A 25,018-nucleotide genomic window follows, 5' to 3' on the forward strand; every position below is an offset into this window, starting at 1 on the left:
AAGACTGAAGATGAAATCCGTTCGGGATTCCTCTCCAGTCTGTGTGCACTATTCGTCAGTTCTGGTATTCAAGTGCGGCCGCGCCCAGTGTTTTGGCAGCTGCCAGCATAGCCTGTTCATCTATGTCGAACCGCGGGTGATGGTGCGGAAAAGCATCTTTCGGCCGCGCGCCTGTGAAGAAAAATGTGCCCGGCACTTTTTCCAGGTAGTAAGCAAAGTCCTCTCCGCCCATTTGCGGCTGCATTTGGACTGCGCCTTTTAGTTCCGGAATGGATTCCGCCACCTGTTTCAGGAAGTCCGTTTCTTTCTCATGATTGACCACTGCAGGATAACCGCGGAAATATTCTGCCGTGATTTCGCAGTCATGTGCGATAGCTGTGCCTTTTACTACACGCTGTATTTCCTGTTCCATCAGATTGCGGACGTCATTCGTGAAGGAACGCACGGTTCCGGTCAATACGGCCTGATCAGCAATGACGTTATAGGCATTTTCTGAAACGAATGAACCGACTGAAAGAACGGCTGAATCAATAGGGTCTACACGTCTTGAAACGAGCTGCTGCAGATTGATGACCAGCTGCGAGCCGATGACAATCGCATCTTTTGTCTGATGCGGAGAAGCACCGTGTCCGCCTGCACCTTGAATCGTAATCTTAAAGCGGTCAGCTGCCGCCATGATCGGTCCGGCGGCATAATAAATGACTCCCGGCTCAAAAAGGGACCAGAGATGCGTGCCGAAAATGACATCTACACCTTCCAGGCAGCCATCTTCAATCATTGCGATTGCGCCGCCCGGGGCTGATTCTTCCGCATGCTGATGAATAAATACATATTCGCCGGCCAGCTCTTCACGCATTTCATTCATTGCTTTTGCGAGCTGCAGCAGTGTGGCGGTATGGCCATCATGTCCGCATGCATGCATAACACCCGGAACTGTAGAAGCGTATGGCGCGTCTTTTTGATCCTGAATGGGCAGTGCATCAAAATCTGCGCGCAATGCAACAGTTTTACCCGGCTTCGCGCCCTTTATCTTAGCCGTGATGCCATTGCCGCCCACGCCTGTACGCACTTCCATTCCCAATTGTTTATAGAAATCAGCTATATAAGCAGCCGTCTTTTCTTCTTTAAATGAAACTTCGGGATTCATATGCAGGTAGCGTCGAATCTCTACCATATCACCATAGGATTGCTCTAATTTCTTAAATAACTGCTCTCTCATTTATTCGTCCCCTCTCAAAAAAACAACTAGGTCAAATTTAGTATAACAAGCGAATGATAGCGCGGCAAACTCTGTAATGAGAAATTTCAGACAGCAAAAGTTTTTTACACAGATGAATACAGAAAAAAAGAGGCTGACGCAAAAACGTCAAACCTCATCTACAGGTGTCTTATAATGGGCGGTGTACGGTGCACTTGAGAAGATATGCTGTGTCGCGCCGCCGGCATCTTTGAAATTCATCGTATTGGACAGCTTATTGCCGGGGGAGTTGTGCCATACTTCATACAATCGCTTGTCTGTCCACTCCGTCAGTAATGTATACGTATCAGAGCCGATTGGACGTAATAAGCGATATGCAATGAAGCCAGGCATATTCTGCAATTTCTCACCCATCTCTTTATACTGGTGCTCGAAAATCGGTTTTCCTTCATCTGTAACAGCAACATTATCCATTGCGAAAAATCCTGGTTCTGTCAGATTGCCGAAAGATCCGGCCACTTCATATTTCCTCGGCGTCTGAAATATGCTTGCACCATTTGTTTCATGGAGCAGCAGCGTGTGGCCGCTGCCGTTCATTAAGAAAATCGATTCACTTTTGTGCTTCTCCTTAATCTTTTCCATAAATTCAAAAGTTCCTGTCGTCATATAAATATTCATTCAAAGTTCCTCCTTTGACTGGCTGCAATCGTCTTTGCATAACAGTATAGCTCTTTTTCAGTGTATGATTCTACACTTAGTAATTCCCCTAAATATCCTCTGTCAAACACGCGTATGGCGCGGGAAATCATAATGATTGTCGAAACGATGGCAGAAGCATGACCGCAGAGAGCACAAAATTATGACAAAGGCGCAATTCACTATACATTGACCTGCCAACGGTTTATTATGAGAAACGTATATGAGCACCGCGAAAAGAATGTTATATAAAATTGGAAAGAGGGATCGCTGAATATGTCAACATTTAATGATACGTTATTGCGTGCTGCGAGAGGCGAGAAGATTGAACACACACCAGTGTGGTTCATGCGTCAAGCAGGACGTTCACAGCCGGAATACCGAAAGATCAAAGAAAAATACTCCTTGGAAGAAATTACGCATCAGCCGGAATTGTGTGCATATGTAACTAAACTGCCTGTTGATCAATATGACGTCGATGCAGCTATTCTATATAAAGATATCGTCACACCGCTAGTGGGAATCGGTGTAGATGTAAAAATAAAATCAGGCGTAGGCCCTGTTATTTCAAACCCTATCCGTTCTGCACAAGATATCGAAAAGCTTGGAGAGTTTTCAGCAGAAGAGCAAATTCCTTACGTAGTAGATACGATAAAAATCCTTACGCAAGAGCAATTGAATGTACCGCTGATCGGATTTGCGGGAGCGCCGTTTACACTTGCGAGCTATATGATTGAAGGGGGCCCTTCAAAGAGTTATAACCTGACGAAATCCTTCATGGTGTCAGAACCGCAAGCATGGTTCACACTGATGGACAAGCTGGCGGATATGACGATTTCCTATATCACAGCTCAAGTGAATGCAGGAGCAAAAGCCGTGCAGATATTTGATTCGTGGGTTGGGGCACTTAACGTGTCAGACTACCGAATCTTCATCAAACCGACGATGACACGTATTTTCTCAGAATTGCGCAAGTTAAATGTTCCATTGATTACATTCGGAGTAGGTGCAAGCCACTTGGCGAATGAATGGCATGATCTGCCGGTTGACGTAGTAGGACTGGATTGGCGTTTGTCCGTAAAAGAAGCAGGCGAACGCGGCCTGACAAAACCATTGCAGGGGAACTTGGATCCGTCCATGCTGCTCGCTGACTGGTCTGTCATCGAAGAGCGTGCAAAGCTGATTGTTGAACAAGGGGTGGAACACGGCAGCCATATCTTCAACTTGGGCCACGGTGTATTCCCTGAAGTACAACCTGCAACATTGAAGCGTTTGACAGCATTTGTTCATGAATACAGTGCTGAATTACGTTCGAAATAAAATCAAATCACGAGGTGAACATGATGACGAAAAAGAAAATGGGCTTACTCGTTATGGCGTATGGGACACCGAACTCCTATGACGATTTAATACCGTACTACACGCATATCCGCAGAGGCCGTCCGCCGGCTCCAGAACAAGTGGAAGATCTTCGCAGCCGCTATGAAGCAATCGGAGGGATTTCACCGCTGGCACGGATTACGGATGATCAGGCGAACGCACTTGGCGCACGTCTGAATGAAGTACAGGATGAAATTGAATTCAAGGTATATGTCGGATTGAAACATATCGCACCTTTCGTGGAAGATGCAGTACAGCAAATGGATGACGACGGCATTGAAGAAGCGGTTTCCATCGTATTGGCACCGCACTTCTCTACGTTCTCTGTTAAATCATACAACGGCCGGGCGAAAGAGGAAGCAGACAAGCACGGCATCCGTCTGACTTCTGTGGAAAGCTGGTACAAGCAGCCGAAGTTTATCGAGTACTGGGCAAACCAGCTGCGTCAAACGTACGGCGCCATGGATGAAGCAGAACGTGACAATTCATGTTTGATCGTATCTGCGCACTCATTACCGGAAAAGATCTTGGCGAATGGAGACCCATACGCTGATCAGCTGAAAGAAACAGCTGAAATGATCACAGAAGCAGCCGGCGTTAAAACATACGCACTTGGCTGGCAAAGTGAAGGGCAGACGCCAGATCCTTGGCTCGGTCCTGACGTTCAAGATCTGACACGTGATCTGTATGAAACTAAAGGCTATACGTCATTCGTTTATACACCAGTCGGTTTCGTAAGCGACCATTTGGAAGTGCTGTACGATAATGACTATGAATGTAAAGTCGTATGTGATGATATCGGCGCAGCATATCACAGACCTGCCATGCCGAACACAGATCCTTTATTCGTTGATGCAATGGCAGATGCAGTGATGGAGCAATTACAGCAGTCGAAATGAATTCAACAGGATCGGAGTGAAAACGGACATGAGTGAACGAAAAAAAGTGGTCATTATCGGCGGGGGCATCACAGGTCTCGCGGCGGCGTACTATATGCAAAAAGATGCGCGTGAGCAAGGACTTCCCTTAGACATCACCTTGATAGAAGCATCTATTAAGCTGGGCGGAAAAATCCAGACAGTCCGTCGAGACGGCTATGTAATCGAACGCGGTCCCGACTCCTTTTTGATCCGTAAACAAAGTGTTGACCAATTGGCAAGTGACTTGGGAATAGCGGATCAGCTTGTCCGAAACGCAACCGGGCAAGCATATATTCTTTTGCATAATCATATGCACAAAATACCGGCAGGCGCTGTTATGGGCGTCCCGACAGAAGTCAAACCATTTGTGACATCAGGTCTATTCAGTGTAAGCGGTAAAGTGCGCGCGGCAGGCGATTTGATCCTGCCGCGTTCTGAAGTGACTGGAGATCAGTCGCTCGGTAAGTTCTTCCGCAGGCGCTTCGGCACCGAAGTGGTAGAAAACTTAATTGAACCGCTATTATCAGGGGTCTATGCCGGTGATATCGATCATATGAGCCTGGAATCCACTTTCCCGCAGTTCTACGAAGTGGAGAAAAAGCACCGCAGCCTAATTTTAGGCATGAAAAAAACCACGCCTAAGCAGCTGCCGCAAAAGAATAGCCACAGTTCGAAAAAGATGGGTGCATTCCATACTTTCCGAAACGGGCTGGAGTCGCTGACAGAAGCATTGGAAGAACAGCTGACGGATATAACGGTTATGAAAGGCACGCGCGTCATCAAAGTGGAAAAACAAGGTGACAGTGCTGTTCTGACAATGGGCGATCAGCAGAAAATTGAGGCTGACGCGGTTATCCTGGCAACAAGCCACACAGTGGCAAGCCGCCTGTTTGAGCCATACGGTCTGCTGAATGAACTGGGAACGATACCGACTACATCGGTCGCAACCGTTGCGCTCGGCTATCCGAAACATGCAATGAAGAAGGAGATTGACGGAACAGGTTTCCTTGTGCCGCGCAGTAGCAATCACTCCATCACCGCCTGTACGCTCGTCGACCGCAAATGGCCGACAACCACCCCTGACGACAAAGTCATGGTTCGTGCATTCGTCGGGCGTGTCGGGGAAGAAGCGATTGTCGACTTGCCCGACAGCGAGATAGAGAAAATCGTGCGCAAAGACTTAGGAGAAATCCTCGGTCTCGAAGGTGAACCGGAATTCTGTATCATTACACGCTGGAAAGACGACCGTCCGCAATACCGTGTCGGTCATAAAGACAAAATCCTGCGCGCGAGAGAAGAACTCCAAAGTGAATTCCCAATGATCCAGCTGGCCGGCGCTTCCTATAACGGAGTCGGCTTACCGGACTGTATCGATCAGGGAGTCGCCGCAAAAGATGAAGTACTGGCAAGACTATTCAGTTAATACAAGCCATACAGCAAGCTCAGTTTACTGACTTGCTGTATGGCTTTTTTAAAATGCCGGATGGACTTTTTATATTACGGACTTACCACAAATCCTATAAATACATCCAAATCCCTTCCACTAAACTGTAGCCGCCTGAGAACTCCCACACCGATAATGTTTAGAGGAACCGTGTTGCAGTTGTCGCCCAATAGTCTCCTATTGTTCATTGAATACCATACAGATAGTTTGGAAATTCTTTTATATGGGAGTTTGCGTGTTGGTACCATGATTAATTCTATATCATTTAGTTCGGAAAACTTTTCTGGCCATTGACTTTTTTTCTGTAATGACTAACATAGTTAATAAATTGAAGGAAAATAGAATTTGTAAAAAATACTTTCAAATTCAGCGACTTAATGAAAAACCTAAGATCTGTTTCGTGCCTGACTGTAACCGTTTCAGTAATATAGGTAGTCATTAGTGTTATTGGGGTTTTTGGGAAGAACATTATATTATTTATGTAAAAAGAAAGGAAAGTATATGAATCAAACTCAAACTGTAGGACGTGCGTTAGATATTTTATTTGCATTGGCGGAGGAGGATCGATTATTGACAGTGAAAGAGATATCTGAAAAAGTGTCCATACCCACTTCTACAGTCTATCGGCTAATTAAAACATTGGAGATAAACGATATAATATCCAGAGAGCCGAATGGGGGCATTGGATTAGGTTTCAGGTTATTTACATTGGCACAGAAATTAAATAATAAAATGGAAAATGACCTGTTAGAGTCGTCTCTTCCTATTTTACGGCAACTTACAGAAAAGTTGCACGAGACATCCTTTATAGCATTGAAAAAAGGTGATGTCGGCGTTACGGTACAATCCGTAGAAGTAGACCGATTAATTCGCTTTGTTACAAGTAATGGGAAAAAACATCCGCTGACTGAAGGCGCTACAGGTAAAGCAATCCTCGCCTTTGAGAAAAAAGAAATCATTCATAAGGTTTTAACCACAATCCCGGAGACAGAACAAACTAGCTTTTCTGCTGAATTGCATAAGATCCGGGAAAATGGTTATGTGAAGACTATAGGTGAAGTGGATGAAGATACATTCGCGGTCGCTGCACCGATTTTCAATATGAGCAATGAAGTAATTGCAAGCATAAATATAGCAGGCCCCAAAATGAGATTTGACCAAGTAGATATGGAACAAGTTGTTGGGGAAATAAAAAGAGCCTCACAAAGACTTACAGCTTCATTGCGTGTAATTAAATAACTTTTTTGTTTAAACCTTCTCATTAAGTCAAAAGATTTTATTTGAAAAAATAAGTAAAAAAAGCTAAAAAGTACTATCTGTGTTTAAAATGTACCCTATAGGATAGACACCTTGAAAAAAGTCTATCTCATAGGGGATTTTTGTTTATAAAGAAATAAGGCGTTGGAGCGAATGAACATGAATGAACGATTGTTTACCGCAAAAGAACAAGCACGATTACAATGGGATCCTATCATACAAGCATTCAGTTACAAATATATCGCCTATACAGATTAATTTAAGCGACAATTTATCACAGAGAATGAAAAAGGAAGGCTGCCCCAAGGGATTTTCAAAGTGGCCCGCTTAGATGCGGATTTAAATGGGGTAGAACGGATTAGAACTTCAGGTAAACCTTGGTGTGCTTCCTATCAGAACAACGGGTGGAAAGCTTACAAGACACACGAAAATTAATTCAGGCCGTCCATTAGAACGCGACTTAACACCTGAAAAAAGATTGAATGATTGGAAGGGAAGAATGAACTGCCATAACACCATCCACAAATATAAATTAAACCATTTGGTTAGCTACTTATGCGTAATCATGGAAGTATCTCGTTCGGACTACTATTAGCACTTCGGTGAGAAATCTAAACAGAAGCGTGCAATATAAGGACAAGCAGATGAGGACGTAAAGGAAATCAATTTAAATGCCTATCATTTCCAGGGCTGAAAAAAGGAGCATGCCAAATTAAAATGACACTCCAAAATCAGTATGGGATTACGTATAACGTAAAATGTATCCGCCGTATTAGAAGAAACTTGATTTTATCTGTCCGATCCACAAAGCCAACTCAGCACGTCATATGGCGAAAGTGACGAAAGAACATCGCGCATGTGAAAACATGCTACAGCGTAAGTTTAAACAAGGAGTAGCCGGAGATGTATTATTGACTAATATCACGTATTTGATGTATGGAAACGGTAGAGGTGCTTATTTATCTACGCTTAAAGATACTTAAACAAATGAAACATGTTCATATGAAATCATCTCCTCTTTAGATCTAGAAATCGCATTGAATACGCATAAAAACCTTAAGTAAAATCGCCATTTGACAATCGATGCATTTTTTCATTCGGATCATGGATTTCATTATACGAATCCACGATATCAACCAGCAGTGAAGAAAATGGGAATAGGACAATCCATATCATGCAGAGTGAACTTCTGGGATAACGCCTCACGAGAATCATTTCTTGGTCACTTCAAGGATGAAACCAATATAAAAAATTGTGAGATACTAGAAGCTGATCAAGAAATCAAGAGTTATATGACGTATAACAACCATTGTAGAGGTCACTGGAACTTGAAAAAGCTGCCGCCTGAAATATACTGAAGACAGCTTCAACAGACAGCCTAGACTTTTTAATTAACCTTTACCAAGCGTACACTTTAGTTATAATGGTCATGCGAATTTTTTAAAGTTTGAGAGTAAGCTCCCTTATTGTTGCCGCAATTCTAGGGTTTTTTGCTGTAATGCACTTGTTCCGATAATACCTTATAAATAAACCTCAATAATTTATGACCACAGGCGACCGCGGCTATTATCTTCAATCCCCAAGCGGAAATACGATAATATAGTGAACTAAAGGTTGGATTCTTCGATCGACCGGCCATCACACCACTTGAATACAGTGCCGTTTTAAATGTTAAATCTCTTGGGTGGTAGGTGAATTTTTTTTCTTCTCTGCGCTTTCATTAGATTCTAGAGAAACCCCTTCCAAAAAGCTAAATGTCCAACTGTCATATAGGGCTCTATATTTGGGCCGACTTCTCTTGAAATAACAGCGGCACTCTGTTGTTTCACGCCGGGTATTTCCATCAGCAACGCGCACTCTTCGGGAAAGTACCCCAAAATATAAAGTCCAATGTTTTCTTCAACCTGCATGATCTTACCTAAGTAAAAGTGATATACCTCGAAAGAAACCTCCAATAATTGACCATTAATCATACTTTGTTTCCCATCCATCGCTGTCAAAAAATCTCGTGCAGACGCTTTTACTCATTCGTGTCTTCTCGCTTCAATCTGTTCGATGCTCAATACCCCTCCGTCGACAAATAGTCGGGGCAAGGCTTGTCCTTTCTTTGAAAAAATATCTGACAAGTATCCAGTGAGTTTAATATTGGATCGTTGAAGCACGTGGTTCAATTCGTGTTTGGCTTGCGCCCGTTTTTGCATGTGGGACTGTCTACGCCTTGTTAGTAATCGTAATTCCGTCACATCGAAGCCGGGAATATTAGATGCATAAATGGGACCTCAAAGACCTAACCGGACAATCCATTCGGCGTCTTTCGTATCTGTTTTTTATCCGGGAACAATCTTAATACGTTGAGAATTGGCAAGTGTGATGCGAAAGAGAACTACGAAAAAGATATTCAACACAGGTAACCAATATTTTCCGGCACTTTCCATAAAGACGTCTGTTACTTGATGGTCATTCAACCAGTCTAGCGCTTAACGTAACCCATGGATACGGGTACCAAACGTTCTTTCATAATTTTTAGGCCGATGCGTACCCAAAGGCCCTTCCAAAATACAACAAACAATGGTCTTTTGGTGAACATTGAATCCACAACACGTTTCTACCATAATTTCTATCTAGAATCCCTCCATCGAGTAATGTGTAGGTAATGAAGTTCCTTATGGTGAATAGAAATTTTTTTTTCAAGTGCCGTGACGTAATCGGCTTATCGCTCATGATAAGAACTCATCTAGTTTTTGTACAGGTTTGCAAAAAAAACATTAAACCAATTGATTTGTATTACTTACCACGCCTATAATAAAAAATCTCTCTTTCAGTCATAGCGTATATTGCGAAGTAATCATATTGTTTTTATGTTTTAAATGTTTTCGATTGGAAAAATATCTGATGTATAAGAAATAAAAATATAAAAAACTATTGATTTATTGTGATAATTGAGATATTATTTATCAACAATAGGAAAAAGATTATCATTATTTGATAATCGAATAGGAGGAAGAAGATGAAAAACATTACAAAAATATTTTTAGTCATTACTTTATGTGTGGGAGTACTTGCAGGATGTTCAAGTGGTAGAGGTGATAGTTCTGGAAATGAAATGAAAACGCTATCACTTGCGCATGGAGGTGCGTTAAATTCACATCTTCAAGAAGCGGCATTGAAGTTCCAAGAGCTTGTAGAGGAAAAGACTGATGGGAAAATTAAGATTGAAATTCACCCTAACTCAGAATTAGGCGCGGAAAGAGAAATGGCGGAATCATTACAATCCGGTAGTATTGATTTGGCTGTTCTATCAACTGGTCCGCTTGGTAATTTTGCAAATAAAATTAGCGTATTAGACTTTCCTTTTTTGTTTGAAGATGCTGCCCATGCTGAAAAGTTATTGGACGGTGAGCTAGGAGAGCAAATATCCCAACAATTAGAGGATGCTGGCCTTAAGAATCTGTATTGGGTGGATAACGGTTCATACAATATTGCAACGAATGACAAACCAATCAGAAAGTTTGAGGACTTAAAAGGTCTGAAGTTAAGAACACAGGAAAATCAGATCCAAATTGATACAATCAATGCGTTTGGTGCATCCGCAACACCGATTGCTTTTAGTGAACTATTCTTGGCTGCACAACAAGGAATTGTCGATGGCCAAGGTAACTCTTTAGCTGTCTTAATTCCGCAAAAGTATTATGAAGTTCACAAATACCTGACAATTACGAACCATATGTATTCTGGCGGTGCAATCTTGATGAACAATGAAATATTTAATAAATTTGATGAGGATACGCAAGAAATTCTTATGAATTCAGCGAAAGAAGCAGGAATTTTTGAACGTGAGTTCGTTCAAAAACTAAATGAGGACTATGCAAAGGTAGCGGAAGAAAATGGAATGGAAATCATCCGAGATATTGATTTAGATCCTTTTAAAGAAGCGGTAAAACCTATATATGTAAAATATGAAAATAAATACGGCGAGTTATTCAAGATCATTGAAGATGGAAAATAAATAAACGCCATCCATAGGGGAGATGAGATGATGTCTAAACTTAATGAGTATAATGTGGCGGGTCCGAGAAGGGACTTTATTGGTTACGGCCGTAAGGGTCTGCAAGTCAAATGGCCTTATGATGCAAGGGTAGTATTGAATATTGCCATCAATTATGAAGAAGGTTCTGAACAGATGAAATCGTTAGGGGATAATGAAAATGAGACATTTGTTGAATTCAATCCTTTAATGCCGAATCATATGCGTGATATTGCTGTTGAATCAGTTTTCGAGTATGGCAGTAGGGTGGGAATATGGCGTTTGCAACGTCTGTTTGACGAATTAAATATTCCAGTTACCATTTTTGGTTGTGCAGTTGCCTTGGAAAGAAATCTAGAAGTAGCTAACTGGATTAAAGAACGCGGCCATGATGTATGTGTGCATGGTTGGCGCTGGGAAAAGTCCTGGAATTTGCCGCGTGAAGAGGAAAAAGAAAGAATTCGTCTAGCGTATGATTCCATCAAACAAACTTGCGGGGTGGCTACAGTAGGTTGGTATTCCCGATATGGTCCCTCGGTTAATACAAGGGAGCTTTTAGTGGAACATGGAGGATTCCTTTACGACTCAGACGCTTATAATGACGAGTTGCCTTATTATGAAAAAGTGAGGGGTAAGCAACATTTGGTTGTTCCTTACAATCAAACTTTGAATGATGGGAAATTTGTGAGGCCACAGGGCTTTGGAAGTGCCACTGATTTTCTTGATACGCTTAAAAGAGCTTTCGATTATTTATGGAATGAAGGAGAAACACACCCGAAAATGATGACAATCGGCCTTCATCCAAGAATCATCGGGCAGCCTTACAGGATATCCGCATTAAAAGAGTTTTTGCAATATGTTCTTCAGAAAGAAAGTGTATGGATTGCTAAGCGGTTGGAAATTGCGGAATTCTGGAAACAGCAATACAAGACGGATTAGAGGGGACAAAGGTTATGGCTAAAGTGATTCAGTGGATCGACAATATAAATAAAGGATTTAAAGTAATAGCTTCCCTTAGTTTAGCGATCATGTCCATTGTAATTGTAGTTCAAGTTATCTCCAGATATTTTCTTCACAGTACATTTTCATGGTCGGAGGAGCTAGCTAGATATCTTATGATTTTGACTATCCTTCTTGGAGCCGCGCTTGCACTGCGTACTCAATCATTGATTGGTTTGGAAATCATTGCGGAGAATGTGTCATCGGGCAAAAGACGTGTACTAAAGTTTTTCGTTTATATCGTTTGCCTATTATTTTTCATCGCACTGCTGATCTTTGGTTTATCCACGGTGGCTGCTGTTGAGCATCAGTTAAGTCCTGCATTACAAATTAGTATGTCCATTCCTTATACAGCGATACCGCTAGGCGCATTGGCCTTGATCATCAATACGATTGCAGTGCTGCTGGAGCTAATTAAGAATAAGGAAACGATTAAGAACGAGGGGGAAATATAAGATGTTAATAATTTTATTAGTCTCCCTTGCTGCATTGCTGATCTTATCTGTGCCAGTTGCCGTGGCAGTAGGACTATCTTCATTATTGGCTATTTACTTCGGTAGCAACTTACCATTGAATGTCGTGGCACAAAAGTTATTTACTTCTATTGACTCATTTCCATTAATGGCCATTCCATTTTTTATTTTCGCGGGAACGTTGATGGAACAAGGCGGCATTGCCAAAAGGCTTGTCCGCTTTGCAAACGCACTGGTAGGGAAATTCACAGGCGGGCTCGGAATGGTAGTGGTTGTAACTGCCATGTTTTTCGGTGCCATCTCAGGTTCGGGTATTGCTACTACAGCTGCTCTGGGATCTATCTTGATTCCAGCAATGATCAGGAAGGGGTATGACCGTAGCTATGCCGGTGCACTTCAGGCCACTGCAGGTGAGTTGGGTGTCATTATCCCTCCAAGTGTTTCGATGATTTTGTTCGGGGTGGCGGCAAGCGTATCGATCGGCGATTTATTCATTGCCGGTATATTGCCGGGCATCTTGATTGCTGTTTCCTTGTTGGTCGGCGTATTTATCATTTCGAAAATTAGAGGTTATAAAGGTGATTCAACTTTACCGAAAGGTGAGACAGTAGCTGCATTTAAAGATGCCCTTCTTGCTTTATTGATGCCGGTCATTATTTTGGGTGGAATTTATGGAGGAATTTTCACCCCTACGGAAGCTGCAGCGGTAGCAGTAGCCTATTCTTTCATTGTAGGAACTTTTGTTTACAAGGAAATCAAGATCGCCAATATTATAGAAATACTATCCAAGTCCGTGATCAGTACTTCTATCGTCATGTTCATCATCGCGAATGCGGGCTTATTCGCTTGGGTTCTAACGAGGGAATCTGTACCACAAAAAATGGCTTTATTATTCACTACGGTGACAGAATCGCCTATTGTTTTTCTGCTGATAATTAATGTGATGTTACTGGTCGTCGGAATGTTTTTCGATGGCAGTGTAGCCATTATTATTTTGGCACCTCTGTTGACACCGATTGCCGTAGGTTTAGGTATTGATCCAATCCACTTCGGCATGGTAATGATTACCAACCTTGCCGTCGGAATGTGTACACCTCCTTTAGGAGTGAATTTATTCGTTTCATGCCAGATTGCAGATATCAGACTTGAACAAATCACAAAGGCAATTCTGCCATTCGTATTCATACTAATTGTGGATGTATTAATCATTAGTTATATTCCGTGGATCAGCACGATTCTTGTGGATTGGTTGAAGTGATAAGTAATAGATATGTTATAGAGAGGATGTAATGTATGAATGAACTAAAAGCGATAAAAGGGAATATTGTAGCCCCTGACAAAGTCTATTTTGATCATTATTTGGTTTATAAAAATGACGAAATCGTAGCCATTGAAGAACATGTCACCGGCGATACGGATGTATTGGATGCAAGTGGAAAGTACGTATTACCAGGCGCAGTGGATGCTCATGTTCATTGTTATAGTGCCCTGTCCGAGGGGTTTGAAGCAGCAACAAGATCTGCTGCGGGCGGCGGCGTGACCACAATTGTGGAAATGCCATACGATGCAGATAAATTGATCTGCAATGAAAAGGTCTTCAAAGAAAAAATTGAATTGCTGGAGAAAGAGGCTGTTGTGGATGTCGCTTTATTGGCGACAATTGCGCCTGAAAACGGTCTGGATCAGATTCCGTTGCTCTCAAAAGCCGGCGCGTGCGGTTTTAAAATCTCTTTATTCAATACACATCCAGTACGTTTTCCAAAGATTGATGAAGGTATTCTTGAAGATGCGTTTCAATTGACGAGAAAGGCGGGAAGACCGATTAGTGTCCACGCGGAGACAGATTCTATTGTGCGCAAAAATATTGAGAGGTACCAGGATCTAGGCGTGAACAATCCAATTGCCCATTGCTGGAGCAGACCAAAGCTTGCGGAATCGACTGCTGCACTGACAATTTTAGAGATGGCGTACCAATTGAAAGCGAAAGCACATTTGCATCATACGACTTTCCCCCACGTATTTGACCTGGTGGAAGAGTATAAGGACAGGGGCGCCAATGTTACCGCGGAAACATGTACACATTATCTAGTATTCAGTGAAGATGACATGGAACGGTTAGGTGCGAAAGGTAAAATCAATCCGCCTTTGCGACCTGAAAAAGATCGATTAGGACTGTGGAAAATGTTGGAGGAAGGGAATATTGACATGGTGACTTCAGACCATGCCCCTTGGCCCATAGAAGCAAAGCAGCATGAAAATATTTTTGAAAATTCATCAGGTGCTCCTGGTGTAGAAGTTTTGTTGCCGATTTTATATAGTGAAGGTGTAGCCAAAGGAAGAATTTCCTTAAATAGATTAGTTAAATTAATCAGTGAATATCCTGCAGAACGTTTTGGCCTGGGACATCGCAAAGGGAAATTGGCATCAGGCTATGATGCTGATTTCGTCGTATTGGATCCAAACCAGGACGTTGTGGTGAAAGCAAAAGACATGCATTCTAACGCTGACTGGAGTCCCTATGAAGACATGCAGTTGCAAGGTAAAATTGAATCTACATATTTACGTGGTAAAGCCATTTATGACGGTGATAAAGTCTATGGGGAAAAGGGATACGGTAAGTATATCCCTGCACAATTTGGAGGTGAAAACTCCGATGGGTTCCAACATTAAAATGAACACTGAGAGAATTAAAGGTGATATCTCTATATTGGCAAATATTGTTGACCAAGATCGTCCTCTCTACACACGCAGACCATTTACAGGTGAGTATTTGAAGAGCAGGAAATGGTTAAAAGAGGAAATGGAGAAGGCAGGTTTAACTGTTTCTGTCGATGCTGCATCTAATTTGATTGGAGAACGAAAGGGCAGCCGTCCTGAATTGCCGCCGATAATGATTGGATCCCATACAGATTCTGTCGTGGGTGGAGGTCGTTTCGATGGAATTATCGGGGTTTTGGGGGGGATAGAAATTGCGCGACAGCTAGACGAACAGGACGTACGATTGGAACATACATTGTTAATCGTTGATTTCACTGCAGAGGAAGCAAGTGAATTCGGTATTTCCACTATTGGAAGCAGGGGAATGGTTGGCAACTTGAACAAAGAAATATTGGAACGTGTCAATCATGACGGAATCACACTACGTGAAGGACTGGAGCAATTGGGCGGCAGACCATCCGAATTGGAAAAAGAAAAGAAAAAAAACGGAGATATCAGCTTGTATTTGGAATTGCATATCGAACAGGGCCCTGTCCTTGAACAAACAGGACATGAACTTGGTGCAGTGACGGGCATTGTGGGTATTAGGCGCTACAAGGTTACTTGCCATGGACAAGCCAATCATGCTGGTACTACACCAATGAATATGCGGGCAGATGCATTGGCAGCAGCTTCTGAAGTTATTCTTTCCATTGAGTATGTAGCAAACCAATCCTATTCTACACAAATAGTGGGAACGGTCGGCCGTCTGTTTGTTGAGCCAAATGCTTCGAATGTGGTACCTGGTAAAGTTGTATTTGATTTTGAGCTAAGATCTTTGGAATCAGATGTATTAGATGAAGCTATCGAAAATATTGGACAGAGTATTGATTCCATTGCTGTTAAAAGAACTCTGGATATCACAATTGAGCCGCTTTCAGTTTCAGATGGTATTATCATTAACGAAGATGTCGTGGAAGGTGTGTTCCACAGTTGCCAAGAAGTTGGCAGTAGTTTAAGATTGCCGAGCGGGGCCGGTCATGACGCTAATCAAATTGCATCTATAGCACCTGTCGGTATGGTTTTTGTGCCAAGTCAAAATGGTGTCAGTCATTCATCAGACGAGTGGACAGATTATGAGCTTGTAACCAAGGGGATTCAGGCACTGTGGAATACCTTAATTTATTTTGATAAGCAATTTAAATAAGACTATATAATTCACGATTCAAGAACCCTATTTTCATGTATAAGACATGAAAAAGGGTTCTTTGATTAAATAGAAAGTTTACGGGGGGATTATCAAATGATAGAAGTTATTCAGTCAATGAGGGAACGCTTGTTACAAACAAATAGCCCCTCATTGAACCATTCGGGAGTTTCCGGGGAAAGACTTACAAGCAGACTAATAGAAATCGCAAAGATTGGTTTGACTGTGGAGGGAGGCTCCCATCGTTTAGGGTATTCTTCTGAAGAGGCACAGGCAAAAGGTCTAGTGAAAAAATGGATAAATGAGATGGGGTTAGAAGTTAGGATGGACGGCGCCGGGAATATAATTGGTAGATTGGAAGGCAAGAAAGGCTTACCCGCTATTGCATGTGGTTCCCATATAGACAGTGTACCGAATGGCGGTCACTTTGATGGGGTCCTAGGTGTGCTTGCGGCATTGGAAGTGTTGGAAGCGTGGAAGTACATTGGTTTCCAGCCGACCGTCCCGGTTGAAGTGATTGTGTTTGCGGACGAGGAAGGAACCCGCTTTAATACAGGTTATATTGGCAGCAGTGCCATGACGGGTAAGGCGGAATGGAACTTTCTCTCCCGTCTAACCGATCAAGAAGATTATAGATTTGCAGATATTGCGAGGGTGGCGGGAATCACTCAAGAAAGTTTTACCAACGCTGCACGTTCTGCAGATGAACTATCAGCTTACATCGAAGTGCATATTGAGCAAGGGACGCAGTTGGAAAGGAATGAACAACCCGTAGGAATAGTTACAGGAATTGCGGGTTCTTCCAATTTAGAATTAAAGTTTATAGGCATGGCGGCACATGCTGGCAACACTCCAATGAAGGGCCGACGCGATGCATTGGTTGCCGCTAGCCATTTCATTTCAACACTTCCCGAATTAGCATTGTCAGTTAGCGATACGGCGGTGGCGACTGTTGGCCAGCTGCATGTTTATCCGAATGGAAGTAACGTAGTGCCTGGAGAAGTCAGGTTAAGTGTAGATCTCCGTGATATTTATTCAAATTCTATTCAGCGGCTTATGGAGAAAGTGAAGAGTCGAGCAACGGATATCGAACGACTTTTCAATGTCCAAGTGGAATGGACTGACACATTGCAAATAGCTCCCACTTTAATGGATCAGACATTGATTGAACTCCAGGAAAAAACTATTAAAAAAAATGGTATGATACCCGTTCATCTACCAAGTGGAGCAGGTCACGATGCAATGGTAATGGGCCGTCATATACCAACTGCTATGTTCTTCACTAGGAGTCTGGGCGGAATTAGCCACCATCCCGCAGAATGGTCGGATTTGTCTGATTGCATGCAGACAGTCCATGTATTGAAGGGGTTTTTGGAGAGATTATCAAGTGACTTGGCTGAACGCGGAAACATTTAGGAGAATAAAAGCCTAAGTAACCAAATGATAGTTAAAAAGAATTTCGGTTCATATTCATAGGTCAGTTAGGGGTGATTTCATTAATTTATACAATAGTACAGCAGGATTAAAAGCAACCTGCTTTTTATATAGATATAAAGGCAATCATTTATATTTCTTCACAAGATAAAGAGCTAGACAATCATTTTGATGGGTAACTACTTTAACTTCCTTAAATTCTTCAACTCTATAACCAGCCCAACCCTTCCTTACAAATCTGGTATTCCCGAGTAGCCCACTCCACGCTAACCGGGTAGGAGGAATATGTAATGTCCGTCCAATTTAACCATCTAAAACCACCGTTCTTTTGGGATCCTGTATACAACACAACTTGGAAACCACTCCGAATCTTTTAGGAATTATTTGGCGAACAGGCACCATCTCCTGATTAATATAAGCCGTACAGCAAGCCCAGTTTACTGACTTGCTGTACGGATTTTTTTGTTTGGATCGGGAGTAGGGAATGAGGGGGTGGGGTGTTGGGGTGTTGGAATGGCGCCATTGTAGGTCGGTATGCCGCGGTGCGATACGTCAATGGCGCGGTTGTCGCTGGGAATCGCGCGTTCCGTGTAAAGAATGGCGCGGTGGAGAGTCCGATTGGCGCAGTTCCACACGATAATAGCACGGTCGCCGCTGTGATTAACGCGGTGCAACACGCCAATAGCGCGATCCCTCCAACACCAACAAAAAACTCAATTTTAACGCAAAAAAAAGCGAATATAGGAATATTCGCCGAATGAAAGTTTTAAATTATTTTACGTTGCACTGATCACATTGGTTGGAGTAGCACTCATGCTGCTCTTCGATATCGTTCCCGCATGTCACACAAACCTTCGCCGGCAAGTTTCTGAAAAAATCTACGATGCTTTCTACCATAATAATCAATTCCCCTCTTGTTTGTTGTATAACTCCTTGGTATATACACAGTGTATTATAACAGGTGTCAAAAGTCAACACTTGCTATAAACTTCTGTTAAAATGGATTCAACCCTTTAACGGCGGGATTTATCCATGTTTTGAAGGTTCTAAATTGAAAGAATTCAATAAAAATAAATGTGACAAATTTGTGAGGAGAGAAGAAAAATGAAATTTATCGATAATCACGGCATCACAGATCCGCGAATTAACCTGGCAATCGAAGAATATGTGCTCAACACAATGGATGTCGACAAAGATTCGTACTTGCTGTTCTATATCAACGAACCGTCCATCATCATCGGAAAGAACCAAAACACGGTAGAAGAGATCAACACAGAATTCGTAGACCGTGAAGGCATTCGTGTCGTGCGCAGGCTGTCCGGCGGCGGCGCGGTGTATCACGACAAAGGAAATTTGAACTTCAGTTTCATTACGAAAGACGACGGAGATTCATTCCGTAACTTCAAGAAATTTACGGAGCCTGTAACAGACGCGCTTGCGAAAATGGGGATCAAGGCGGAATTGCTTGGCCGCAATGATATTTTGATTGATGGGCGAAAAATCTCAGGGAATGCGCAGTTCGCAACGGGGGACCGCATGTTCAGCCATGGCACATTGCTGTTTGATACAGATATGGAAGGTGTCGTAAACTCGCTGAAGGTCAAGAAGGACAAAATTGAGTCAAAAGGAATTAAATCCATCCGCAGCCGTGTGGCGAATATTTCTGAATTTCTTGAAGAGCCAATTTCGATAGAACAGTTCAGACAGGAGATTTTGAACTCCATATTCGGCGGAGAAGAAAACATTGAGTATCGTGAATTGACGGATGACGACTGGACGAAAATCCGTGAGCTGTCCGCTGAGCGCTACAGCAACTGGGAGTGGAATTATGGACGTTCACCGAAGTTCAACTTACAGCAGTCTAAACGTTTCCCGGTCGGCGGAATTGATATCCGTCTGTTTGTGGAAAAAGGGATGATGGAAAATATCCAAATTTATGGAGACTTCTTCGGTGTGGGAGAAGTGCAGGAAATCGAAAATCGCTTAAAAGGCGTGAAGTATGAGCGGCAGGCGATTACAGAAGCACTGGAATCGATGGATGTGGAAAAAATCCTCGGCGGCATCAAGCTGGAAGAATTCGTCGGTCTGATTTATTAAGCAACAGCGCATGTCTTGCGGGGCATGCGTTTTTTGTGTGCAGGCGATTTATTTATGTGTGCCCGTAAATGCGCTATAATAAGCATAACTAGAAAGTGAGGGGTTACGGTGAAGCATCGAATATTCATTGTGGAAGATGATCAGAAAATTGCACAGCTGCTGGCGGGAACGCTGGAGAAATATCAGTATGAAGTGGCGATTGTAAAAGATTTTGACCGGGTGGTGGAAGAGTGCGTCGCGTATAATCCGCATTTGGTGCTGCTTGATATTAACTTGCCGATTTATGACGGGTATTATTGGTGCCGGCAGCTGCGGCAGCATACGATGTGTCCGATCATCTTCATTTCAGCGCGTTCGGGCGATATGGATCAAGTATTTGCGCTCGAAAACGGCGGCGATGATTTCATTACGAAACCGTTCCATTATGAAATTGTCCTCGCGAAAATTAAAAGCCATCTGCGCCGGTCGTTTGGGGAATACTCACCGAATCAGTCAGAGCGCGTCATTGTGTCCGGGGATCTGACGCTGTACATAGAACGGATGGCGCTGCAAAAAGGTGAAGAAGATATTCCGCTTCAGAAGAAAGAGTGTGTCATTCTTGAATTGCTGATGGGCGAGTCGCCAAAAGTCGTTTCAAGGGAGCGGCTGCTCGAAGAATTATGGGATGACCAGTCGTTTGTCGATGAGAATACGTTAAATGTCAACATGGCGCGCGTACGCAAGAAATTAGCCGACTATGATGTGCAGTCGTGGATCGAAACCGTGCGCGGCGCGGGTTACCGGTTTGTACCGGAGTCGGAGGCCTGATGAAAGCATTCATGCTGTTCGTCAAAGAACATATACCGTTTATGCTGTTTCAGATCGGGCTCGTATCATTCATTTTGCTGCTGTACTGGCTTGACGGCTTCCGCAATCCGAACACTGCCATTTATTCAGTGGCAATGGGCATCTTGCTGACGGCAGGGTATCTGGGCGCGAAATACATTATGCGGCGCACGTATTATGCGAAGATCGTTGAGAAGCCGAAGCAAATGGAAAGCGCATTGATCCGTCATATACTGACGCCTGAACACAAACAGACGACGGAATTTATGCGCGAACTATACCGTCTGTACCAGCGGGAAGTGCAGACGCTCTATGATGTGCAAAACCGTCATATGCACTTTATGAATCAATGGGTGCATCAAATGAAAACGCCGATTTCGGTCATTAATTTATTGCTGCAGGAAGATGAAGTGGATAAGAAGAGCATCATGCAGGAAGTGGAACGGATCCAGAATGGGCTCGACATCGTCCTTGTGAATGCGCGGCTTGAAACGTTTGAAGACGATATGCAGATTGAACGGCTGCCGCTTCGCCAAGTGCTGCAGGAAGTGCTCAATGAAAATAAACGTCTTTTCATTGCGAACGGATTATTTCCTGTGCTGAACGTCGATGAGCATTTGACCGTGGCGACCGACCGGAAGTGGATCAAGTTTATGCTCAATCAATTTATTACGAATGCAGTGAAATATACATTTGAAAAAGGCAAGAAAATCCATGTCCAGGCTGTCCAAAAACCTGAAGGACTGTGTCTGGAAATTATGGATGAAGGCATCGGCATCCCGGCATCTGACTTGCACCGCGTGACGAAAGCATTTTTCACGGGTGAGAACGGCAGATTGTCAGGGGAGTCAACGGGAATGGGGCTGTATATCGCATCGGAAGTATGTGAGCGGCTCGGCCATCAATTGACGATTTCCTCGAAACAGGGGGAAGGCACGACGATCGCGTTATTATTTACAGACGGAGAGGCGGGTGAACAGCCAGATGACACAACCGATCGTTAAAATGGAAGATGTAACGAAAATCTATGAGGGAAAAGTCATACACCGCGCGTTGAACCAGCTGGACTTCGATGTAGAAGAAGGCGAGTTCGTTGCGATTATGGGGCCGTCCGGAAGCGGGAAAACGACATTATTGAATCTGCTGATGGCGACCGATATTCCGACGTACGGCAAAATTGTCATTGGCGGCGTGGAACCGGAGACACTCAGTCAGAATGATATCGCGCTGTTTCGCAGGCGGCAGATCGGCTTTGTCTTTCAAGAAATTAATTTGCTGCAAATGCTGACAGTGGAAGAAAACCTTGTGCTGCCGCTGACGCTAGACGGCCTGCCGATTGAAGAAATGAAAAAACGCGTGCAGGATATGGCGCAAAAGCTGAACTTGGAAGATATTCTGGAGAGGCGTCCCGATGAATTATCGGGCGGACAGGCACAGCGCACAGCAATCGGCCGCGCACTGATCCATCAGCCGGGCATCGTGCTGGCGGATGAGCCGACAGGGAACTTAGATTCCAAGTCCGCAAAAGACGTGCTCGAATTACTCGAACATATCAATTTGCATGAGAAAACAACGATTATTATGGTAACGCATGATCCGATTGCTGCGAGCTACTGCGACCGGGTGCTGTTCATTAAAGACGGCGAATTTTTCAATGAAATTTATAAAGATGAACGCCGGCATACATTTTTCCAGCGCATCTTGAATGTGCTGTCATTACTTGGAGGCAATGTGAATGACTTTTCGACAGTTCGCTTACCGTAACGTCGTCCGCAATCGCCGTGTATACGCAGCATTTTTCATGGCGAGTGTATTTTCTGTCATGGTGTTCTTCCTGTATTCGATGCTGCTGTTTCATCCGTCGATTGAAAATACCTTCCTGAAAGAGATTTCCGTGCTGGGCATGGGAATTGCGGAAGTCATTCTTTTCATCTTCACGCTGTTTTTCCTGTTCTACTCGATGCGGGCGTTTCTGCAGGCAAGGTCAAAAGAATTTGGCGTCTTGCTGCTGCTTGGAATGGCGAAGCGCCAACTGCACCGTCTCATTTTCATTGAGGCGATGCTGCTCGGATTTACATCGATTGTAAGCGGCATTTTTCTTGGCTTCATGTTTTCAAAGTTTTTCTTCATGATCGTTAAAGCAATCGTGCAAATTCCTGTGCTGCCGCTGTATTTGTCATGGAAGCCGTTCGTGCTGACGATGGGTGCGTTCCTCAGTTTATTTGCCATCATTTCATACATCGCACCGGTTTTCATTCAGCAGGGGCAAGTGTCAGATTTGCTGAACGGCGACATGGCGGTAGAGTCGGTGTATACGTATTCAAATCGGCGCGGAATTTTCGGTGTCATCTTGCTGTTGCTTGCATATGCAATGGCGGCACTTGTCTCGCGCTCAAGCATTATCAGTCTGTTTTTCTTGCTGCCGCCGCTCATCACGGTCGGCACGTATTACTTTTTCACAGATACACTGCCGCTCCTCTTGCATGCACTGAGGCGGCAAAAGAAGTTTTTCTGGCGTGATTTTTGGATGATTTCGATTTCAGAAAGCATCGTACGCCTAAAAGAAAATGCCCGGATGTTCTTTATCGTAACGATTGTTTCGACGATTGCGTTCATGTCCGTCGGGATCCTCGCTTCGCTGACGTCATTTGCTTCGCAGTACCGTGAAGTGAATCCGCTCGGGCTAGTCTATAAAAGCCTGCCGCATAACGAATACGAGTATCCGCATATTGCGCAGCTGACCAATGAACTCGAACAGCGCGGACTCGATTACTGGGCAGTGCGTTTCCGCGTGCTCGAACAGCAGTCTTCCTATACGAGAAATAAAGTCAACATCGTCAAATTGTCTGATCTGAATGAACTGGCGATGTCGTTCGGAAAAGAGCCGCTGGCGCTCGAGCAGGGGCATGCGCTGTTCCTGCCGGCAAGTGCGGCAGCTGCGAGCGAACTGTCGAATAAATCGGTGCGGACGAAACTGGCGGAAAGCCAGATCACCTTTGAAATTGAAGGGGTCTATCCGTACAAGCTGTTTCCGCCGAATGCGCTCGGACTTAATACGATTGTTGTAAATCATCTGGATTTCGACCGGGTGGAGGAGCAGGCACGTTTCAGCTCATTGGCGTTTACTTATTATGCGTTTAATGTGCACGACTGGCAGGCGACACAGGAAATTGGCCTGTCCATCAATGCTCAGCTGCTCGCGGGGCTTATGCTTGAAGACCGGGAACCTGTACGTTATGAGTTTGAGAATCCTGGCTTGAGCTATTCGCATATTCGCATGACGTTTTCGCTGCTGTTGTTTATCGGTTTGTTGCTTGCGGGCGTGTTTTTCTTGGCATCGGGGAGTTTTATTTATTTCCGGCTGTATACGTCGCTCAGCCACGACCGGCGGCAGTATGCGGTGCTGCAGCGGATTGGGATGACGGACAGGGAGTTTAAGAAGATTGTGAACCGCCAGCTGATTCCGCAGTTTTTCTTCCCGTGGGGTGTGTCGTTCATTCATAGTGTGTTTGCGTTTTTGGCGCTGCAGGTGATTTGGGATGCGCTGGCGGAGATTTCGATTGTTAAGGAGCTTGCGCTGGTGCTGGCGGGGTTTGCGCTGCTGCAGATTTTTTATTTTTATCTTATCCGCTGGCGTTATATTTCACATATTAAGGCACCTACTTCTTGAGAGTGGGTGTCTTTTTTGCGTGGAGAGTTAGTTAGTGAGTACTAGGGGGATGTCCATTTTGCGTAGAGGGTTAATTAGTGAGTACGAGGGGATGGCAACTCCAGCTGGGGGACGCTTTCTGGAGGGAGGGCGGTGAACCACACCGCTCCGCTTTGCTACGCCGGGGTGTTTCACCTGTCCCTCTGATCCTCTCAGAGTCGCCCCCAGCTTCCGTTGCCATCCTAATTATAGAATGGTGGTACTCAGATCACTCATTGCAGGTGGTGTGTGAATTAGTGTTGTGTTTGAATGTATTTAAGTTCAAGTGCAGCTGCTGAACGGTAATTGAGGACTAATTCCAGAGTGGATGTCTATTTGCGTAGAGAGTTAGTTAGTGAGTACGAGGGGATGGCAACTCCAGCTGGGGGACGCTTTCTGGAGGGAGGGCGGTGAACCACACCGCTCCGCTTCGCTTCGCCTGGGTGTTTCACCTGTCCCTCTGATCCTCTCAGAGTCGCCCCCAGCTTCCGTTGCCATCCTAATTATAAAGTGGTGGTACTTAGATCACTCATTGCAGGCAGTGTGTGAATTAGTGTTGTGTTTGAATGTATTTAAGTTCAAGTGCAGCTGCTGAACGGTAATTGAGGACTAATTCCAGAGTGGATGTCTATTTGCGTAGAGAGTTAATTAGTGAGTACGGGGGGATGGCAACTCCAGC

At 43.9% G+C, this 25,018-nt stretch carries 21 protein-coding genes; 17 read left to right on the top strand and 4 right to left on the bottom strand.

Going from position 1 to position 25,018, the window contains the following annotated elements; translation table 11 throughout:
* Positions 1-55: 55 nt before the first annotated feature.
* Together SporoP33_RS12785 and SporoP33_RS12790 are read right to left on the bottom strand one after the other, a co-directional pair.
* Positions 56-1,219: an amidohydrolase gene (locus SporoP33_RS12785; protein WP_081244070.1), complete on the bottom strand. Its 1,164-nt coding sequence runs from the start codon at positions 1,217-1,219 to the stop codon at positions 56-58.
* A 147-nt stretch (positions 1,220-1,366) separates the two neighbouring features.
* Positions 1,367-1,876 carry an antibiotic biosynthesis monooxygenase family protein gene (locus SporoP33_RS12790; RefSeq protein ID WP_081244071.1) on the bottom strand — a complete coding sequence of 170 codons (510 nt, stop codon included), beginning with the start codon at positions 1,874-1,876 and terminating at the stop codon, positions 1,367-1,369.
* A gap of 294 nt (positions 1,877-2,170) precedes the next feature.
* Between SporoP33_RS12790 and hemE the strand changes: the two genes are divergently transcribed.
* The 5 genes from hemE (at position 2,171) to SporoP33_RS16585 (ending at position 8,253) form a co-directional block, all read left to right on the top strand.
* Entirely contained in the window at positions 2,171-3,214 is a 1,044-nt protein-coding gene (gene hemE / locus SporoP33_RS12795) for a uroporphyrinogen decarboxylase (RefSeq protein ID WP_081244072.1), read from the top strand.
* A 23-nt stretch (positions 3,215-3,237) separates the two neighbouring features.
* Positions 3,238-4,173: a ferrochelatase gene (gene hemH, locus SporoP33_RS12800; RefSeq protein ID WP_081244073.1), complete on the top strand. Its 936-nt coding sequence runs from the start codon at positions 3,238-3,240 to the stop codon at positions 4,171-4,173.
* A 28-nt stretch (positions 4,174-4,201) separates the two neighbouring features.
* Complete coding sequence (gene hemY, locus SporoP33_RS12805; protein WP_081244074.1) at positions 4,202-5,617, top strand: protoporphyrinogen oxidase; 1,416 nt, start codon at positions 4,202-4,204, stop codon at positions 5,615-5,617.
* 522 nt (positions 5,618-6,139) lie between these two features.
* Complete coding sequence (locus SporoP33_RS12810; RefSeq protein WP_155961365.1) at positions 6,140-6,877, top strand: IclR family transcriptional regulator; 738 nt, start codon at positions 6,140-6,142, stop codon at positions 6,875-6,877.
* A gap of 1,169 nt (positions 6,878-8,046) precedes the next feature.
* Positions 8,047-8,253: an IS3 family transposase gene (locus SporoP33_RS16585; RefSeq protein WP_369821934.1), complete on the top strand. Its 207-nt coding sequence runs from the start codon at positions 8,047-8,049 to the stop codon at positions 8,251-8,253.
* 369 nt (positions 8,254-8,622) lie between these two features.
* Here SporoP33_RS16585 and SporoP33_RS12815 read toward each other — a convergent pair whose 3' ends face one another.
* A complete protein-coding gene (locus tag SporoP33_RS12815; protein WP_081244076.1) occupies positions 8,623-8,868 on the bottom strand; it encodes a hypothetical protein in 246 nt (81 codons plus the stop codon).
* A 1,034-nt stretch (positions 8,869-9,902) separates the two neighbouring features.
* Between SporoP33_RS12815 and SporoP33_RS12820 the strand changes: the two genes are divergently transcribed.
* From SporoP33_RS12820 to SporoP33_RS12850, 7 genes are all read left to right on the top strand, one after another.
* Positions 9,903-10,901 (top strand): TRAP transporter substrate-binding protein, encoded by a 999-nt coding sequence (locus SporoP33_RS12820; RefSeq protein WP_081244077.1) that lies wholly within the window; start codon positions 9,903-9,905, stop codon positions 10,899-10,901.
* A 30-nt stretch (positions 10,902-10,931) separates the two neighbouring features.
* Positions 10,932-11,858: a polysaccharide deacetylase family protein gene (locus SporoP33_RS12825; protein ID WP_081244078.1), complete on the top strand. Its 927-nt coding sequence runs from the start codon at positions 10,932-10,934 to the stop codon at positions 11,856-11,858.
* A 14-nt stretch (positions 11,859-11,872) separates the two neighbouring features.
* Complete coding sequence (locus SporoP33_RS12830; protein WP_081244079.1) at positions 11,873-12,373, top strand: TRAP transporter small permease; 501 nt, start codon at positions 11,873-11,875, stop codon at positions 12,371-12,373.
* 1 nt (position 12,374) lies between these two features.
* Complete coding sequence (locus SporoP33_RS12835; RefSeq protein WP_081244080.1) at positions 12,375-13,649, top strand: TRAP transporter large permease; 1,275 nt, start codon at positions 12,375-12,377, stop codon at positions 13,647-13,649.
* Positions 13,650-13,684: 35 nt separating this feature from the next.
* Positions 13,685-15,061 carry a dihydroorotase gene (locus SporoP33_RS12840; RefSeq protein ID WP_081244081.1) on the top strand — a complete coding sequence of 459 codons (1,377 nt, stop codon included), beginning with the start codon at positions 13,685-13,687 and terminating at the stop codon, positions 15,059-15,061.
* Entirely contained in the window at positions 15,045-16,295 is a 1,251-nt protein-coding gene (locus tag SporoP33_RS12845; protein WP_081244082.1) for a Zn-dependent hydrolase, read from the top strand. The genes SporoP33_RS12840 and SporoP33_RS12845 overlap by 17 nt, the downstream gene beginning before the upstream one ends.
* 96 nt (positions 16,296-16,391) lie before the next feature.
* Entirely contained in the window at positions 16,392-17,711 is a 1,320-nt protein-coding gene (locus SporoP33_RS12850; RefSeq protein WP_081244083.1) for a Zn-dependent hydrolase, read from the top strand.
* Positions 17,712-18,500: 789 nt separating this feature from the next.
* Here SporoP33_RS12850 and yhfH read toward each other — a convergent pair.
* Positions 18,501-18,626, bottom strand: a complete 126-nt coding sequence (gene yhfH / locus SporoP33_RS12860; protein WP_081244085.1) for a protein YhfH — start codon at positions 18,624-18,626, stop codon at positions 18,501-18,503.
* A 207-nt stretch (positions 18,627-18,833) separates the two neighbouring features.
* Between yhfH and SporoP33_RS12865 the strand changes: the two genes are divergently transcribed.
* The 5 genes from SporoP33_RS12865 (at position 18,834) to SporoP33_RS12885 (ending at position 24,321) form a co-directional block, all read left to right on the top strand.
* On the top strand, positions 18,834-19,826 hold the full coding sequence (locus tag SporoP33_RS12865; protein ID WP_081244086.1) for a lipoate--protein ligase: 993 nt from the start codon (positions 18,834-18,836) through the stop codon (positions 19,824-19,826).
* A 108-nt stretch (positions 19,827-19,934) separates the two neighbouring features.
* A complete protein-coding gene (locus tag SporoP33_RS12870) occupies positions 19,935-20,633 on the top strand; it encodes a response regulator transcription factor (protein WP_081244087.1) in 699 nt (232 codons plus the stop codon).
* Positions 20,633-21,655 carry a sensor histidine kinase gene (locus SporoP33_RS12875; protein ID WP_081244088.1) on the top strand — a complete coding sequence of 341 codons (1,023 nt, stop codon included), beginning with the start codon at positions 20,633-20,635 and terminating at the stop codon, positions 21,653-21,655. The genes SporoP33_RS12870 and SporoP33_RS12875 overlap by 1 nt, the downstream gene beginning before the upstream one ends.
* On the top strand, positions 21,636-22,415 hold the full coding sequence (locus SporoP33_RS12880; protein WP_081244089.1) for an ABC transporter ATP-binding protein: 780 nt from the start codon (positions 21,636-21,638) through the stop codon (positions 22,413-22,415). Before SporoP33_RS12875 ends, SporoP33_RS12880 begins: the two co-directional genes overlap by 20 nt.
* Positions 22,387-24,321: an FtsX-like permease family protein gene (locus SporoP33_RS12885; RefSeq protein WP_081244090.1), complete on the top strand. Its 1,935-nt coding sequence runs from the start codon at positions 22,387-22,389 to the stop codon at positions 24,319-24,321. The genes SporoP33_RS12880 and SporoP33_RS12885 overlap by 29 nt, the downstream gene beginning before the upstream one ends.
* Positions 24,322-25,018 lie beyond the last annotated feature (697 nt).

It is taken from the genome of Sporosarcina sp. P33 (assembly GCF_002077155.1).
Taxonomy (GTDB): domain Bacteria; phylum Bacillota; class Bacilli; order Bacillales_A; family Planococcaceae; genus Sporosarcina.

Excerpts from the sequence above, each read along its gene's own strand:
- SporoP33_RS12785 (WP_081244070.1), bottom strand. The coding sequence starts at position 1,219 with ATGAGAGAGCAGTTATTTAAGAAATTAGAGCAATCCTATGGTGATATG.
- SporoP33_RS12790 (WP_081244071.1), bottom strand. The coding sequence starts at position 1,876 with ATGAATATTTATATGACGACAGGAACTTTTGAATTTATGGAAAAGATT.
- hemE (WP_081244072.1), top strand. The coding sequence starts at position 2,171 with ATGTCAACATTTAATGATACGTTATTGCGTGCTGCGAGAGGCGAGAAG.
- hemH (WP_081244073.1), top strand. The coding sequence starts at position 3,238 with ATGACGAAAAAGAAAATGGGCTTACTCGTTATGGCGTATGGGACACCG.
- hemY (WP_081244074.1), top strand. The coding sequence starts at position 4,202 with ATGAGTGAACGAAAAAAAGTGGTCATTATCGGCGGGGGCATCACAGGT.
- SporoP33_RS12810 (WP_155961365.1), top strand. The coding sequence starts at position 6,140 with ATGAATCAAACTCAAACTGTAGGACGTGCGTTAGATATTTTATTTGCA.
- SporoP33_RS16585 (WP_369821934.1), top strand. The coding sequence starts at position 8,047 with ATGGGAATAGGACAATCCATATCATGCAGAGTGAACTTCTGGGATAAC.
- SporoP33_RS12815 (WP_081244076.1), bottom strand. The coding sequence starts at position 8,868 with ATGATTAATGGTCAATTATTGGAGGTTTCTTTCGAGGTATATCACTTT.
- SporoP33_RS12820 (WP_081244077.1), top strand. The coding sequence starts at position 9,903 with ATGAAAAACATTACAAAAATATTTTTAGTCATTACTTTATGTGTGGGA.
- SporoP33_RS12825 (WP_081244078.1), top strand. The coding sequence starts at position 10,932 with ATGTCTAAACTTAATGAGTATAATGTGGCGGGTCCGAGAAGGGACTTT.
- SporoP33_RS12830 (WP_081244079.1), top strand. The coding sequence starts at position 11,873 with ATGGCTAAAGTGATTCAGTGGATCGACAATATAAATAAAGGATTTAAA.
- SporoP33_RS12835 (WP_081244080.1), top strand. The coding sequence starts at position 12,375 with ATGTTAATAATTTTATTAGTCTCCCTTGCTGCATTGCTGATCTTATCT.
- SporoP33_RS12840 (WP_081244081.1), top strand. The coding sequence starts at position 13,685 with ATGAATGAACTAAAAGCGATAAAAGGGAATATTGTAGCCCCTGACAAA.
- SporoP33_RS12845 (WP_081244082.1), top strand. The coding sequence starts at position 15,045 with ATGGGTTCCAACATTAAAATGAACACTGAGAGAATTAAAGGTGATATC.
- SporoP33_RS12850 (WP_081244083.1), top strand. The coding sequence starts at position 16,392 with ATGATAGAAGTTATTCAGTCAATGAGGGAACGCTTGTTACAAACAAAT.
- yhfH (WP_081244085.1), bottom strand. The coding sequence starts at position 18,626 with ATGGTAGAAAGCATCGTAGATTTTTTCAGAAACTTGCCGGCGAAGGTT.
- SporoP33_RS12865 (WP_081244086.1), top strand. The coding sequence starts at position 18,834 with ATGAAATTTATCGATAATCACGGCATCACAGATCCGCGAATTAACCTG.
- SporoP33_RS12875 (WP_081244088.1), top strand. The coding sequence starts at position 20,633 with ATGAAAGCATTCATGCTGTTCGTCAAAGAACATATACCGTTTATGCTG.
- SporoP33_RS12880 (WP_081244089.1), top strand. The coding sequence starts at position 21,636 with ATGACACAACCGATCGTTAAAATGGAAGATGTAACGAAAATCTATGAG.
- SporoP33_RS12885 (WP_081244090.1), top strand. The coding sequence starts at position 22,387 with ATGACTTTTCGACAGTTCGCTTACCGTAACGTCGTCCGCAATCGCCGT.